This is a genomic window from Streptomyces tamarix, assembly GCF_032423885.1.
In the GTDB taxonomy this organism is placed as follows: Bacteria; Actinomycetota; Actinomycetes; order Streptomycetales; family Streptomycetaceae; genus Streptomyces; species Streptomyces tamarix.
Map to the genome: position 1 here is coordinate 33,346 of NZ_JAWCTQ010000006.1, position 15,085 is coordinate 48,430.

Annotated in this window: 13 protein-coding genes; 10 read left to right on the plus strand and 3 right to left on the minus strand. The window is 73.9% G+C overall.

What is annotated here, in order from left to right:
• Position 1 precedes the first annotated feature (1 nt).
• Positions 2-973: a DUF5926 family protein gene (locus tag RND61_RS07050; protein WP_315876916.1), complete on the plus strand. Its 972-nt coding sequence runs from the start codon at positions 2-4 to the stop codon at positions 971-973.
• A 261-nt stretch (positions 974-1,234) separates the two neighbouring features.
• Here the strand turns inward: RND61_RS07050 and RND61_RS07055 are convergent, their stop codons facing one another.
• Positions 1,235-1,822 carry a hypothetical protein gene (locus RND61_RS07055; protein WP_315876917.1) on the minus strand — a complete coding sequence of 196 codons (588 nt, stop codon included), beginning with the start codon at positions 1,820-1,822 and terminating at the stop codon, positions 1,235-1,237.
• A gap of 269 nt (positions 1,823-2,091) precedes the next feature.
• Positions 2,092-2,847: a bifunctional DNA primase/polymerase gene (locus RND61_RS07060; RefSeq protein WP_315876918.1), complete on the minus strand. Its 756-nt coding sequence runs from the start codon at positions 2,845-2,847 to the stop codon at positions 2,092-2,094.
• A gap of 457 nt (positions 2,848-3,304) precedes the next feature.
• Between RND61_RS07060 and RND61_RS07065 the strand changes: the two genes are divergently transcribed.
• Positions 3,305-4,924 carry a PP2C family protein-serine/threonine phosphatase gene (locus tag RND61_RS07065; RefSeq protein WP_315876919.1) on the plus strand — a complete coding sequence of 540 codons (1,620 nt, stop codon included), beginning with the start codon at positions 3,305-3,307 and terminating at the stop codon, positions 4,922-4,924.
• A 176-nt stretch (positions 4,925-5,100) separates the two neighbouring features.
• Positions 5,101-6,564, plus strand: a complete 1,464-nt coding sequence (locus RND61_RS07070) for an aminopeptidase P family protein (protein ID WP_315876920.1) — start codon at positions 5,101-5,103, stop codon at positions 6,562-6,564.
• A 127-nt stretch (positions 6,565-6,691) separates the two neighbouring features.
• On the opposite strand, the gene RND61_RS07075 is transcribed toward RND61_RS07070, so the two are convergent.
• Positions 6,692-7,138 carry an ATP-binding protein gene (locus tag RND61_RS07075; protein WP_315876921.1) on the minus strand — a complete coding sequence of 149 codons (447 nt, stop codon included), beginning with the start codon at positions 7,136-7,138 and terminating at the stop codon, positions 6,692-6,694.
• Positions 7,139-7,363: 225 nt separating this feature from the next.
• Here RND61_RS07075 and RND61_RS07080 point away from each other — a divergent pair, with 225 nt between their 5' ends.
• From RND61_RS07080 to pheA, 7 genes are all read left to right on the plus strand, one after another.
• A complete protein-coding gene (locus RND61_RS07080) occupies positions 7,364-8,158 on the plus strand; it encodes a hypothetical protein (protein ID WP_315876922.1) in 795 nt (264 codons plus the stop codon).
• A 267-nt stretch (positions 8,159-8,425) separates the two neighbouring features.
• Positions 8,426-9,157: a YcnI family copper-binding membrane protein gene (locus tag RND61_RS07085; protein WP_315876923.1), complete on the plus strand. Its 732-nt coding sequence runs from the start codon at positions 8,426-8,428 to the stop codon at positions 9,155-9,157.
• Between the two features lie 47 nt (positions 9,158-9,204).
• Positions 9,205-9,903, plus strand: a complete 699-nt coding sequence (locus RND61_RS07090; RefSeq protein WP_315876924.1) for an SCO family protein — start codon at positions 9,205-9,207, stop codon at positions 9,901-9,903.
• Positions 9,900-10,400, plus strand: coding sequence for a copper chaperone PCu(A)C (locus RND61_RS07095; RefSeq protein WP_315876925.1), 501 nt, complete (start codon positions 9,900-9,902; stop codon positions 10,398-10,400). The genes RND61_RS07090 and RND61_RS07095 overlap by 4 nt, the downstream gene beginning before the upstream one ends.
• A gap of 16 nt (positions 10,401-10,416) precedes the next feature.
• On the plus strand, positions 10,417-12,408 hold the full coding sequence (locus tag RND61_RS07100) for a copper resistance protein CopC (protein WP_315876926.1): 1,992 nt from the start codon (positions 10,417-10,419) through the stop codon (positions 12,406-12,408).
• Positions 12,409-12,415: 7 nt separating this feature from the next.
• Entirely contained in the window at positions 12,416-13,657 is a 1,242-nt protein-coding gene (gene efeB, locus RND61_RS07105; protein WP_315876927.1) for an iron uptake transporter deferrochelatase/peroxidase subunit, read from the plus strand.
• A 187-nt stretch (positions 13,658-13,844) separates the two neighbouring features.
• Complete coding sequence (pheA, locus tag RND61_RS07110; RefSeq protein WP_315876928.1) at positions 13,845-14,783, plus strand: prephenate dehydratase; 939 nt, start codon at positions 13,845-13,847, stop codon at positions 14,781-14,783.
• Positions 14,784-15,085: the final 302 nt, after the last annotated feature.

Here is a 15,085-nt window from a genome sequence, read left to right on the forward strand (position 1 = left end):
CATGGCCAAGAAGCGCCCCCAGAAGAAGGCCGCCGGCGCACCGCAGGTGACGAACGGGGAAGTGCCGGTCGTCGGCGCCCGTGAGCCCTGCCCCTGCGGTTCGGGCCGCCGCTACAAGGCCTGCCACGGCCGGGCCGCCGCGCACGCGGTGACCGAACTCGTCCAGCGCCCGTTCGAGGGCCTGGCCGGCGAGTGCGACTGGGTCGCGCTGCGCGAGCTGGTGCCGGCCGCGACCGCTCCGCTGCATCTGAGGGGCGGGCTGCCCGAGGGCGTGCCGTCCGTCACGCTCGCGACCGTCCTGCCGATGGCGTGGCCCGCGCTGCGCCGCGACGACGGCTCCGTGCTGCTGGCGCTGCAGAACGACGCCTCCTCCGGCGACCTGAGCCGCGACCTGGCGGACACGCTCCAGCGCGCGCTGGAGGCCGAGCCCGGTACGCCGGTGGCCGCGCGCCGGGTGCCGGTGGAGGGGCCGCGCCTCCAGGACCTCCTCGACCCGGAGGCGGGCTTCGAGCCGGTCGTCCACACGGGCTTCGAGTTCTGGGTCCCGGAGTCCGCGGAAGGCGCGTCGCCCGAGGTGTCCGCCTCACTGGAGCGGGCCAACGCCGCCGCGATCCCGACGGTGAAGCTGCCGGGCGTGGAGGCCGCGTACTGGTGCGAGACGCCGGAGAAGAACCACCTGCGCTGGGTCATGCCCCACCCGGAGGAGGAGCTGCTCGACGCGCTCGCCCGGCTGCACGCCGCCGGGACGTCGTCGCTCGGCGAGGGGACGCGCCTCGTCGGGTCGTTCCGGGCCCACGGCCTGGTCGTCCCGGTGTGGGACCTGCCGAGCGCCATGTCGGCGGAGGTCTGCGAGAAGCCGGCCGCCGAGTTCGCGGAGCGGCTCGCGGGCGCGCTGGCGTCCGGGGCGCCGCTGACGGCGGAGGAGCGGCGGGCGCGCGGCGGGCTCACCAACCGCCAGGTCACCCTGAGCTGAGGACGCGGCGGGCAGCGGTGCGGCGACCCGAGGGGCCCGGCGGCGGGCCCCTCCGGCGTACGCGGCCGGATCCTTACCGAATCCATACCGGCTGGTAAATGGCTGACCGAATAAGAGAGATCGAATTTGCGAACCGCCGATCTCTTGTTACCGTTCTGGGAGCCCGGTCGCTGGTGCATCCCCCGTCGCCAGCGACCGGGTTCTTCCATTTCTGCGGAATCGGATGCTCCGGTACCGCGTCCGGCCCTCCGCCCAACCCGCCTACCGCTGCGGGTGGTTGCTCCCCGCCCTCAGCAGGAGCGGGCTCTCCGGCGCTTCTCCCGACGAGAATTCGGCGACCGCCGTGTGGTCCCCGATTCCTCCCGTACCGCTGCCACGTGGGGTTTCGCACGTGGCGGGCTCGCCGCCCGCCGGTACGGCGCAGTGCGTGCGCACGGTACGGCCGTCCGGGCCCATGAGGCTGAGGGCCGCGCGCAGTTCCGCGCCGCCGGCGTTGCGGTGGTACGTCCGCGCCCACACACCGGCCCCGTCGACGAGGACGCACGTCTGCGCCTCGATCCCCTCCGGGGAGACGAGGGTGGGGCCGCAGCGCGCGACGAGACCGCCCGCGCCGCCGTACGACGGGCCGTCGGTTTCGGCCAGAAGCACGGCCGCAGCGGATTTCCGGCCGGAGGCGGAGATTCCGTGGACGGCGCCGGTGGCGGCCGGGTCGGACGCGGGGGCCCGCCCGTCGTCGACGGCGACGCGCGCCGGGGGCTCGGGGCCGCCCGCCGGTCCCGCGGTCGCCGCCACCGGCAGCAGAGTGGCGGCGGCCACGACGGCGCCGAGCCCGATCATGCGGAGGTTCATGGATGTCCCCTGGCCTGGACGGCCTTCCGGTGCTGTCTGACGGTGGGGGACCCTATCGCCGCAGGGCGCGCGCCTTCGGGGCCGCGCGCCCGTTTCCCGCACAAGAGGCGGGGCTTCACACCCGTACGGGCGATCCCGCGGGGGCGGTGGGCCGGTCCGGTACCGCGGCCGGGCGTTCTTCGCGGGCCGGACCGCACCGCGACTCGCCCGCCCCACGGCTCACCCGCACGTGACTCGCCCGCACGGTGGCCGCTCAGTACCGCGACCGCTCAGTACCGAAGGCGGCTGCCGCCGTCCGGGGTGGCCGCGCTCGCCTCGACCAGCGCGTCCACGACCACCTCCACGTCCGGGAGCCACAGCGCGCCCGGCTCGGGCGGGCGCTCCCAACGCACCCGGCCCGTCCCGGTCTCCGAGGGCGGCAGCACCAGATAGCCGCCGTCGCCGTGGAACCGGAGCGAGCTGGGCACGCAGTCCTTCGCGTACAGCAGTTCGCCGAGCCGCTCCAGGGAGTACGGGGCCACCAGCAGAGACCAGCGCGTCGACGTCGCCACCACGGGACCGAGCCGCAGGCCGCGCCGGTCCAGTACGGCCAGGGCGCGCGCCGCCGCGACGGCCGGGAGGCTCACCGCGCACGGGGCGCGGACGCCCGTGGCGAGCAGCACGGGCGCGTCGGGCCGGTTCGTCCACCACCAGCGCACCATCCGCGGGTCGGTGGTGGCCGCGAGCAGCCCGGGGTCGAAGGGGTGCGCGCCGGGGACGACGCAGTCGGGGTCGGGGCAGGCGCAGGCGGGCACCTCTTCGCCGGGGCCACCCGCCACCCGGCCCGTCTTCGCCCGGCCCGTCTTCGCCGCCCTGCTCGTCTTCGCCGCCTTGGCCGTCTTGGTCGACTTGGTCGCCTTGAGCCCCACGCCGGGGAGTACGGGCCAGTGCCACTCGGTGGCGCACTGAAGCGCCGCGTCGAGGTGGGCAGGCCCCTTCTTGCGCCCGAACCGGAGCCTGCGCCGCATTCCGAGGATCTCGCGCATGAGCGCTCGTTCCTTTCCGTTGAACGCCGAGGTCCACATCACAACACGTGTGCGTTACTTCACTGTGCGTACGGGGCGGCGAACCGCCACCCGGGCCGTCGGCAGGGTTGCCGTACGGTCGGTCAACACCGTTGGGGGGCCGGCGTCGGCTGAGTCCGTCAAACACGTGGCGAGGAGTGGCGCGCGCAGGGCGCTAACCGCACCGCCGAGGTGGGAGCGCCCTCGATGGAGAGGACGCCTGGGCTTCCCGCAGGGTTCCGGGCCTGCCCCAACCTCCCCTGACCTCCACCGATTACGTACCCCGCCCGCTCGGAATGACGCAGCCCCCGAGTCCGCTTGGTGCCGTCTCGGGCGGTGCCCCTTGTCGAACGCGCTCAGTCGACCGCAAAACCTTCCCATCGAGGCCATTTTTTGGCCAAGTTCAGGATCGCACAGACACCACGCGCCCCGCTGGACAATGCTGGACATCCCCTCACGTGTACGTGTACATGTGGATGCACTGATAGCGGCGCAGCATGACATGCGGATTGACGTGGGGGTTTGCGATGCTATTGAGCGACGGGAAGCAGCCGGAAAGCCGGCTGCCATGAGCGCCCCTCACCTGCCGAAAGTGGCCGGAATCGATCCAGCTATTCCTGTCCCCGCGCACACTGCGCCACCTCTGCCGACCGTACCCACCGCGGGCTCCGAGCCCGGTGCCCTGATCCAGGACCGGCTGGCGGGCTGGGTCTCCGGCCTGACCACCCTCCACGAACTCACCGAACGCCTCACGCGTACGAGCACCCTCGACGAGGCGCTCCACGAACTGCTGCGCGCCGGTGCCTCCCTCGTCGGGGCCCGCCGCGGCATGGCCGTCCTCGAACCGGCCGACGGGCAGGGCCCCACCTCCACCGTCGGGCTCGGCCTCGCCCACGCCGACCTCGGCACCATCGAGACCGTCCCCCGCAGCGCCACCTCCTACGGGCGCATCCTCGACGGCCTGTCGGGCGGGCCGCTCCCCGACCCCCGGCCGTCCTCCCCCACGGAACACCAGGCCGTGCCCGGCGACGGTGCCGGGGGCGCGGCCGGTTCCCGGGCCGCCGCACCCGGCGCCGTCGCCGTCCCCGACATCCTCGGCGACGAGCACCTGGACCCCCGCCACCGCGAGGTCGCCGCCCGCCTCGGCTTCGCCGCCAGCTACGCCGTACCGCTCGCCGCCGAAGGGGACCACCGGCTGGGAGCCGTCGTCTGGCTGTACGACGAGCCCGCCGAACCCGACGGTCACCGCCGCCACCTCGTCGGCCTGTACGGGCGGTACGCCTCCGAGCACTTGGCCCGGTTGCTGGAGCTGGAGCGCGGGCGCGCCGAGGTCGCCGCCCTCACCGAGGAGTTGCTGCCCACCCGGCTGCCGCGCGTCCCCGGCGTCCGGCTGGCCGCGCGGCAGGTCACCGGGGCGCTGGGCGGTGGCGACTGGTACGACGCCCTGCCGCTGCCGGAGGGCGCGCTGGGCCTGGCGGTGGGGTCGGTGTCCGGTGCGGGGCCGCGCTCCCTGGCCGCGGTGGGACGGTTGCGCGCCTCCCTGCGCGCGTACGCCGTGATGGAGGGCGAGGACCCGGTCGCCGTGCTGTCCGACCTGGAACTGCTGCTGCGGCTCACCGAGCCCGCGCGGTCCGCCACGGTGCTGTTCGCGTACGCGGAGCCGGCGCGGCGAAGGATCGTCCTGGCCGGCGCCGGGCACGCGCCGCCCCTGGTCGTCGGGGACCGGCGCACCGAGTACGTCGAGACGTCCCTGTCGGCGCCGCTGGGCATGCTCGCCTGCTGGGAGGCGCCGAGCGTGGACTTCGACGTGCAGCCGGGGGAGACGGTGCTCCTCTACACGGACGGCCTGTTGCGCCGGATCGGCGGCTCCGTCGACCGCGCCTTCGCCCGACTGCACACGGCGGCGGCGAGCGTGCCGAAGGCCGACCGGGACGATCCGGGGGCGGTCGTGGACCATGTGCTGCGCCTCGTGCTCGGCACGTCCGAGGACGGCCTGGGCGGCTGGGGCGGGCAGGACGGCGACGAGGGCGCCGTGATGCTCGCGGCCCGCTTCGACTAGGGCGGTCCCGGGCCGGTCCGCCGGGGGCGTGCCGTGCGGGCGGCCCCTTCCGATCATGCGCGGACGGGCAGGTGCTTGACCTGGGGCCCCCTGACGTACGCCCGTACGATGGAGAACGTACCCCGGGTTCCTGACCCGGGCAGGGGTTCAATGTCGTACCTGAAGGAGGCGGACCCGTGGCCGATGAGCTCACTCCGGAGACCCCGGACAGTGACGAAGAGCCGATCGAGCAGCGCAAGAACAGCCTGTACCCGGGCGTCTCCGACGAGCTCGCCGAGAACATGAAGTCGGGCTGGGCCGACACCGAGCTGCGGGATCTGCAGCCGATCGCCCAGGCCGCCCACACGGCCGCACGCCGCGCCGCGCTCTCGGCCCGCTTCCCCGGCGAGCGCCTGGTGATCCCCGCGGGCAACCTGAAGACGCGCGCGAACGACACGGAGTACGGCTTCCGCGCCGCCACCGAGTACGCGTACCTCACCGGCAACCAGACCGAGGACGGTGTCCTGGTCCTGGAGCCGAAGGACGGCGGCGAGGGCCACGACGCGACGCTGTACCTGCTGCCGCGCTCCAACCGGGAGAACGGCGAGTTCTGGCTGTCCGGCCAGGGCGAGCTGTGGGTGGGCCGCCGCCACTCGCTGAGCGAGGCCGCCACCCTGTACGGCATCCCCACCGGCGACGTGCGCGAGCTCCCCGGCGCCCTGCGCGAGGCCACCGGCCCGGTGCGCGTCGTGCGCGGCTACGACGCGGGCATCGAGAAGGCGCTCACCGACAAGGTCACCGCCGAGCGGGACGAGGAGCTGCGGGTCTTCCTCTCCGAGGCGCGACTCGTCAAGGACGACTTCGAGATCGCCGAGCTGGAGAAGGCGTGCGCCTCCACGGCGCGCGGCTTCGAGGACGTCGTCAAGGTCCTCGACAAGGCCGAGGCGACCTCCGAGCGTTACATCGAGGGCACGTTCTTCCTGCGCGCCCGGGTCGAGGGCAACGACGTCGGCTACGGCTCCATCTGCGCCGCCGGCCCGCACGCCTGCACCCTCCACTGGGTTCGCAACGACGGCCCGGTCCGCCCGGGCGACCTGCTCCTGCTGGACGCGGGCGTCGAGACCAACGAGCTCTACACCGCCGACGTCACCCGGACGCTGCCGATCTCCGGCACGTTCACCGAACTCCAGCGGAAGGTCTACGACGCCGTGTACGAGGCGCAGGAGGCCGGCATCGCGGCGGTCAAGCCGGGTGCCGCGTTCCGCGACTTCCACGACGCCGCGCAGCGCGTCCTCGCCGAGAAGCTCGTCGAGTGGGGCCTGCTGGAGGGCCCGGTCGAGCGGGTCCTGGAGTTGGGTCTCCAGCGCCGCTGGACCCTGCACGGCACGGGCCACATGCTCGGCATGGACGTCCACGACTGCGCGGCGGCGCGCACCGAGACGTACGTCGGCGGCACGCTGGAGCCGGGCATGTGCCTGACGGTCGAGCCGGGCCTGTACTTCCAGGCGGACGACCTGACCGTGCCGGAGGAGTACCGGGGCATCGGCGTCCGGATCGAGGACGACATCCTGGTGACCGAGGACGGCAACCGGAACCTGTCGGAGGCGCTTCCGCGCCGGTCCGACGAGGTCGAGGCGTGGATGGCGGGCCTGAAGGGCTGACGCCGCCGAGGGACCACGGGACATCCCCCTGCCGGAGTTGCTCCGGCAGGGGGATGTTTCACGTGGAACCGGTCGTGCGTGGAACCGGTCGTGTTTCACGTGAAACACGGCTCGCGGCGCTGTTCGTTCAGGTCGTCAGCGCGAGGGGAGCGTCCGCCCGCCACTTCACGATCTTGTCGAAGGAGATGACGGCGCCGCCCCGCCCGGATCGGTTCCCGAAGTGGACGTGGTCGGCGAGTTCTTCGATCAGTCGCAGTCCACGTCCGCTCTCGGCGTCGACGGGCAGGGGGTTCCGGGCGATGACACGCGCCGTTTCCTGGGGGAACCCCGGCCCCGAGTCGGCCACTTCGATACGGCACTTCTCGCCGTCCAGGTACGCGGTCACCCGGAACTCCGCGGATCCCTCCCCGGCGTGCTCCACCGCGTTGGCGCAGGCTTCGCCGAGCGCCAGTGACAGGTCGTAGGAGGTGTCCGGGTCGACGCCCGCGGTCTCCATGGTGCCGAGGAGGAGCCGTCGGGCGAGCGGGACGCTCGCAGCCTCGCGCCGCAAATGGAGGGACCACCAGATGCTCATGCTTCAGCCTCCTGGCTGCGGCTCGTCGTACCGTTACGTATTGCCCCATATTCGACGTGTAAGCACGGTGTCGGTACTCGATCCCCTCGATCAGCGGATGCGCCTGCTCCGGACACCGGTGTATGGGGACCCGGGGGGTGGTGTCTTTCGGGATACCGGCGCCAAAGGCGACGTACCGGACCTGCCGTGGGGGTCGCCGGGGCGTGGTGGGATGATGGCCCGGCCATGTCTGTCCCCCTTGGTCCACGGCTGCTCAGGGCCGCGGTGTTCACCGCGGTCTGCGTCGTGCTGTCCGCGCTGGGGCACTCCCTCGCCGCGGGCCAGGCCGTTCCCTGGTGGTCGCTGAGTGTCGGTTTCGCCGGCATCCTGGTCCTCGCCCTGCCGTTCACCGGGCGCGGGCGCCCGCTGCCGGCGGTCACGACGGCCCTGGCAGGCGGACAGTTGGCCCTCCACACGGTCTTCGGGGTCGGGCAGGAGCACGCCGCCCCCGCGGGCACCGGTGGCCCCGCGAGCGACGCGCTGATCCGGGCCGCCGCCCGGCTGATGTGCGGCGGAGCGACCACGAAGCAGATCACCCCCGGCGAGGCGCACCGGATCGTGACGACGGCGGGCCTCGACCCGGCGACCGCCGCGGCCGCCGCCGGACCGGCCCCGGTCGCCACCGGCCCCGTCGACCAGTTGGTCCTGCCGAACCTGTCGATGGTCCTGGCGCACCTGCTGGCAGCGCTCCCCGCCGGTTGGTTGCTGCGCCGCGGCGACCTCGCGCTGCTGCGGTTGTCCCGGTTGGCCGGGCTCACGGCGCGGGGTGCCGCCGAGGCCGCCGAGGAGGCGCTCGTACGGGCGTTGCGCGCGGCTCTCGCCCTCGTACGCGTCCTGCTCGCCGGAGTGCGGTCGCTGCTCGCGGCGGGGCCGCGGGCGGCGCGCGCCGGGGAGGACGGCCCGCCGGTTCCGGCGGCCGGGGCGCTCCAGCACACGGTGATCAGGCGCGGCCCGCCGACCGCCGTCGTCCTCGCGGCCTGACGCCACCCGGCCGGGCCCGCCCCTCTCACCGTCCGACGCGGTCCCCACCGGCGCACCGCGCCCTCGACGACGCGACGCGCCCGCGTACGCGGCCGTACCCCGACGTGCTCGGCGTTCCCGACGCACATGGCCTTCGGCGTACCCCGTACCGGGCCTCGACGCCGCACCCGAGGAGCGCGTCCGCGGCCGGAACGGTGCCGCCGCGCCCGTACGCGCGCACGCCCGCGCGTCGGCGTCCTCACGCCCTTCTTCCCCCTGTGGAGTGTCATGAACGTCACCCGTCCGTCCTCGCGCCTCGCCCTCGTCGGCGGCGTCGCCGTCTCGTCCGTCCTGCTGCTCTCCTCGGCCGCCCACGCCCACGTGACCGTCCAGCCGCAGGGCCAGGCCACCAAGGGCGGCTACGCCACGGTCAACTTCAAGGTGCCCAACGAACGGGACGGCGCCTCCACCGTGAAGCTGGAGATCACGCTGCCCCAGGACCAGCCGCTGGCGTCCGTGATGCCGCAGCCCGTGCCCGGTTGGACCGTCAAGGTCGAGAAGGCGAAGCTCGCCACCCCGCTGGACCTGCACGGCAAGAAGATCACCGAGGCCCCCTCCAGGATCACCTGGACGGCGAGCGGCTCGAAGATCGAGCCCGGCCAGTTCCAGCAGTTCCCGGTGTCGCTCGGCCGCCTGCCCGAGGACGCCGACCAGTTCGTCTTCAAGGCCCTCCAGACGTACGACAACAAGGAGGTCGTGCGCTGGATCGAGGAGGCGAAGGAGGGCGCCGCCGAGCCCGACTCCCCCGCGCCCGTGCTGAAGCTCACGGCCGCCGAGGACGGGAGCGGGACCGCAGCCGCGGGCGGGCGGCAGACCGCCGACGAGGACGCGGTGAAGACCGGGACGGCATCCGCCGATGTGAGCGACACCACCGCACGGGTCCTCGGCGTCGTCGGCATCCTGGTCGGAGCCGCGGGAATCGCCTACGGCGCCCTGGCCGGCCGCCGACGCTCCGCCTGACCCCCGACGCACCCACCCTCCGCCCCAACGATCTGAGAGAACACGTGATGCGTAACGTCCTCAGCGCCGCGCGGCCCCGCCGGGCGGTCCGGCGCACCCGGCTGATCGCAGCCGCCCTCGCCACCGCGTCCGCCCTCGCCCTGTCCGCGTGCAGCACCGGCACGGGCACGGGCGACAGCCCCGTCGCCGACGTGTCGGTGGCGCCCGACGCCGGGAAGCCCGGCACGATCCTGGACCGGCCGTTCGAGAAGCCGAACCTCGTCCTCACCGACACCACCGGCAAGCCGTACGACCTGCGCGAGCGCACCAAGGGCAAGCCGACCCTCGTCTACTTCGGCTACACGCACTGCCCCGACGTGTGCCCGCTGACCATGAGCAACATCGCCGACGCGATGGACCAGTTGCCCAAGGCCGACCGCGACAGGCTGGAGGTCGTCTTCGTCACCACCGACCCCGAGCGCGACACCCCCGCCGAACTCGCCAAGTGGCTGCCCTCCGCGGGCGACCCCGGCTTCGTCGGCCTCAGCGGCGAGTTCTCGAAGATCCAGGCCGGCGCCCGCCAGCTCGGCATCGGCATCGACCCGCCGTCCAAGGACGAGGACGGGAAGATCGTCTCCATGCACGGCGCCCAGGTGATGGCGTTCTCGCCGAAGAACGACCGCGGCTACGTCGTCTACGGCGAGAACACCACCGTCGAGGACTACGCCAAGGACCTGCCGAAGATCATCCGTGGGGAGAACCCGTGACCCGCAGCACCACCACCGCCCTCTCCGCCGCGCTCGCGCTCGTCGCGGGCCTGACGCTGGGCGGCTGCTCGTCCGCCGGCCCGGCGGACGGCAAGCCGCGGCTGGAGGTCAGCGGGGCCTTCATCCCGGAGCCGGTGAACGCCGACATGGCAGGCGGTTTCCTCACCGTCACCAACACCGGCGACTCCGCCGACACGCTCACGTCCGTCACCAGCGACCTCTCCGACGACGTGCAGATGCACGAGACGAAGGACCAGAAGATGCGGCAGGTCGAGTCCTTCGACCTGCCCGCGCACGGCCAACTGAGGCTGGAGCGCGGCGGCAGCCACCTGATGTTCATGGAGCTGAAGCGCACCCCGAAGCGGGGCGACAAGGTCAAGGTCGAACTGCACTTCAAGGAGTCCGGCCCGATCGAGGTCGAGGTCCCGGTCGAGGCCAGGACCCACAACCCGCAGCGGTCCGGCGAGCACGCGCAGCACGACGGCGCGCGGCACTGAGCGACGAGGACCCACCATGACGGCCAACGCCCCCCGTCCCGGAGCCGCCGCGCACCCGGCGCTCCGGCCGCCGGTCCGACGGACGCCGGCCCCCCGCGTGCCGGTCCGACGGACGTCGGCGCTCCGGCTGCTGGCGCTGCTGCTGTTCACCGCGGCGCTGCTCGGCACCGCGCTGTCCGGCGCGGCGTCGGCGCACTCCACGCTGACCGGCAGCGACCCGGCGGACGGGGCGGTGGTCGCCACCGCGCCGCAGCGCGTCACGCTCACCTTCTCCGAGCAGGTCGCCCTCGGCGACGACAGCATCCGCGTGCTCGATCCGAGCGGTGGGCGCGCCGACACCGGGGAGCTGCGCGACCTGTGCAGCGGCTCGGTCGTCAAGTACGGCGTCGACCTGCGCGACGGGCTGCCCGAGGGCACGTACACCGTGGCGTGGCAGGCCGTCTCGGCGGACAGCCACCCGATCTCCGGGGCGTTCGGCTTCTCCATCGGGAAGCCGTCCGCGACGAAGGTCGTCCTGCCCCGGCAGGAGCCGGGCGGCGGGCTCGTCGGCGGGCTGTACGACATCGGGCGGTACGTGTCGTACGCGGGCTTCGTCGTGCTGGTGGGCGGCTGCGCGTTCGTCCTGACCTGCTGGCCGCGCGGCGCGTCCGTACGGCCGGTGCGGCGGCTCGTCGCGTACGGCTGGGTGTCGTTCACCGCGGCGACGCTGGCGCTGCTGATGCTGCGCGGTCCGTACACCGGGTCGGGGGAGCTGGGCGACGCCTTCGACCTCGGTGTGCTCCAGGGGGTGCTCGACACGAAGACCGGTGCCGCGCTCACCTCCCGGCTGCTGCTCGCCGGGGCGGCGGCGCTCTTCGTCGCGGTGCTCTTCGGCCCGTACGCGCGGCGCGAGGGGCCGGGCGACCGGCGGGACCTGGTGTACGGGCTGGCGTTCGGCGGGACGGTCGTCGCGGCCGGGACCGCCGGGACGTGGGCGCTGTCCGAGCACGCGTCGACCGGGGTGCAGCCCGCGCTCGCCGTGCCGCTGGACGTGCTGCACCTGCTCGCCGTCGCGGGATGGCTGGGCGGTCTCGCGACGCTCGTCGTCGCGCTGTACCGGGAGCCGTCCATCGAACGCGCCGCCGTCCAGCGGTACTCGCGGCTGGCGTTCGGTTCCGTGGCGGTGCTGGCGGCGACCGGGCTGTACCAGTCGTGGCGGCAGGTCGGTACGTGGACGGCGCTGACCGGCACCGCGTACGGGCGGCTGCTGCTGGTGAAGGTGGGGCTCATCGCCGTCCTGCTGGGCGTCGGCTGGGTCTCCCGGCGCTGGACGCGGCGGCTCTCGGAGACGGTCCGCGACCCGGCGCGCACGGAGGACCCCCCGCGCGCGCAGGGCGTGGCGGACGGCGGCGCGGGCCGCGAGGACGCGGACGCGGTCCCCGACACCGCCGATCCGGTACGGGCCGCCCAGCTCGCGCGGCAGCGGGCCGCCGTCGCGGTCGCCCGCGAGCGGCGGGCGCGGGACGCCGACCCCGCGCGGGCCGGGCTGCGCCGCTCCGTGCTCGCCGAGACGGCCGTCGTCGTGGTGCTCCTCGGCGTGACCACCGTCCTCACCACGACCGAACCGGGCCGCACGCAGGAACGGGCCGACCGGGCGCAGGCCGCCACCGCGACCGCCGTACCGGACCGGCCCGTCGACATCGACCTGCCGTTCGACACGGGCGGCCCGAACGGCACCGGCACCGTCCGGCTCACCCTCGATCCCGGCCGGTCCGGGGGCAACACGCTCCGGGTCGCCGTCGACGGGGCGGACGGGCGACCGCGCGACGTGGCCGAGCTGAAGGTGGCGTTCACGCTCGACGCGCAGGAGATCGGGCCGCTGCCGGTCGTGCTCGACCGGGAGGCCGCGGGCCGGTGGACCGCCCGCTCGGCGCGGCTCCCGATGCCGGGGGACTGGCGCGTCCGGGTGACGGTGCGGACGTCCGACATCGACCAGACCACCATCGACGAGAACGTGAAGATCGGTTGACCTGACTATGAGCGACAACCTGGAGATTTCGAGGCGTCGGCTCCTCGGCACCGTGGGCGCCGCCGGTGCGACGGGGCTCGCGCTCGGCGCGGCCGGCGGTGCCGCCGGGTACGCGGTCCTCGGCGACAGCGGGGGCGAAGGGCCGGCGCTGACGACGGTGGGCTCGGCGCGGGTGCCGTTCCGCGGCACCCACCAGGCGGGGATCGTGCAGCCCCCGCAGGCGCGCGGCCACCTGGTGGCGTTCGACCTGGCGCCGGGCGCGGGCCGCAAGGAGGCCGTCGCCCTGATGCGCCGCTGGTCGGCGGCGGCCGAACTGCTGATGGCGGGCGAGCCGGTGGGCGGCGCGGACGGCGGGGTCGCGCGGGACGCGGGGCCGTGCTCCCTGACGGTCACGTTCGGGTTCGGCGCGTCCTTCTTCGACCGTACGGGGCTGGTGGCGCGGCGCCCGCGGCAGTTGGAGCCGCTGCCGGTGTTCTCGTCCGACCAGCTCGACCCGAAGCGGTCCGGCGGCGACCTGTGGGTGCAGATCGGCGCCGACGACGCGCTGGTCGCGTTCCACGCGCTGCGCACCGTCCAGCGGGAGGCGGGCGCGGCGGCGAAGGTGCGCTGGCAGATGAACGGCTTCAACCGCTCGCCCGGCGCGACCGCGCACCCCATGACGACCCGCAACCTGATGGGGCAGATCGACGGCACGGGCAACCCGAAGCCGGGCGACTCCGGCTTCGACGGGCACGTCTTCGTCGCGCCGGGCGGCGCCCAGCCGTGGATGACCGGCGGGTCCTACGCGGTGGTGCGGCGGATCCGGATGCTGCTCGACGACTGGGAGAAGCTGTCGCTGAAGGACCAGGAGGCGGTCATAGGCCGGCGGAAGTCCGACGGCGCCCCGCTCACGGGCGGTACCGAGACGACGGAGCCGGACCTGGACAAGCTGGGGCCGGACGGCAAGCCGGTGATCCCGGCCGACGCGCACGCGCGGATCTCGGCGCCCGAGCAGAACGGCGGGGCGACGATGCTGCGCCGCCCGTTCTCGTACCACGACGGGATCGGCCCGGACGGGACGCCGGACGCGGGGCTGCTGTTCGTCTGCTGGCAGGCGGACCCGCGCAAGGGGTTCGTGCCGGTGCAGCGGAAGCTGGACCGGGGTGACGCGCTGTCCCCGTTCATCCGCCACGAGGCGAGCGGCCTCTTCGCCGTGCCGGGTGGCCCGGGGGACGGCGAGTACGTGGGGCAGCGGCTGCTGGAGGCGTGAGCGGCGCGGGCGTCCACGGCCGTGGGCGCCCGGACCGCACGGGCGTACCGGACCGCACGGTTGTCCGGGACCACGGACGTACCGTGCCGCACGGGCGTACCGGACCGCACGGTTGTCCGGGCCGTCGTGGGGGGCCGCGGTCGGAGGCGTGAGCGGCGCCCGGACCGGGCGCATTAGGGTGACCGGTATGTCGGCCACGCGATTCACCTATCTCGGCCCCGAGGGGACCTTCACCGAGGCGGCCCTGCGCACGCTCCCGGAAGCCGCGACGCGCGAGCTGGTGCCGATGGTGTCGGTGCCGGCCGCCCTGGACGCCGTGCGGAACGGGGAGGCGGCCGCCGCGCTCGTGCCGATCGAGAACTCGGTGGAGGGCGGGGTCACCGCGACCCTCGACGAGCTGGCGTCGGGCCGGCCGTTGATGATCTACCGCGAGGTGCTGCTGCCCATCGCGTTCGCCCTGCTGGTGCGGCCGGGCACGAAGCTGTCCGACATCAAGACGGTGACCGGGCACCCGGTGGCGCAGCCGCAGGTGCGCAACTGGCTGCGCGCCCACCTGCCGGAGGCGGTGTGGGAGTCGGCCGCGTCGAACGCGGACGGGGCGCGGCTGGTGCAGGAGGGCCGGTACGACGCGGCGTTCGCGGGGGAGTTCGCGGCGGCGACGTACGGGCTGGAGGCGCTGGTCACGGAGGTCCACGACGCGGAGAACGCCGAGACGCGGTTCGTGCTGGTGGGCCGGCCGGCGCGGCCGGCGGCGCCGACGGGCGCGGACAAGACGTCGATGGTGATCTGGCTGCGGGACGACCATCCGGGCGCCCTGCTGGAACTCCTCCAGGAGTTCGCGGTGCGGGGCGTCAACCTGATGCTGATCCAGTCGCGTCCCACGGGCGCGGGAATCGGGAACTACTGCTTCGCGGTGGACGCCGAGGGGCACATCGCGGACCGGCGGGTGGGCGAGGCGTTGATGGGGCTGAAGCGGATCTGCCCGAATGTGCGTTTCCTGGGTTCGTACCCGCGGGCGGGTGTCACGGTCGACGCGGTGCGGGCGGTGCGGCCCGGCACGTCGGACGACGACTTCACCGCGGCGGCGGACTGGCTGGCGCGCTGCCAGGACGGTCGGGGGGACTGAGGCCCCACAGGGCCCCGAGTTATCCACAGAGCGAGGGGCCTGCCTGGGGACAAGTCGACATCCCGGGACACCCCAACTCCCATCGAAACGGGACAAGACCGATAAATCGGTGGAGCAGCCGTGTGAGCATCCACAGTCTGCTTTATCCGCCCGCGTCACCCCAATTCCTGGGATCGACCCTTTAGAGGGAAGAATTCCCACCCGAATGAGTGTCGGGAACCGGTTTGGGCGAGGAAACCAGCTCCTGCCGCACCTTTCCGGAGCGCTCCATTCCGAAGTCCACACCCCTTCCACACACCCTG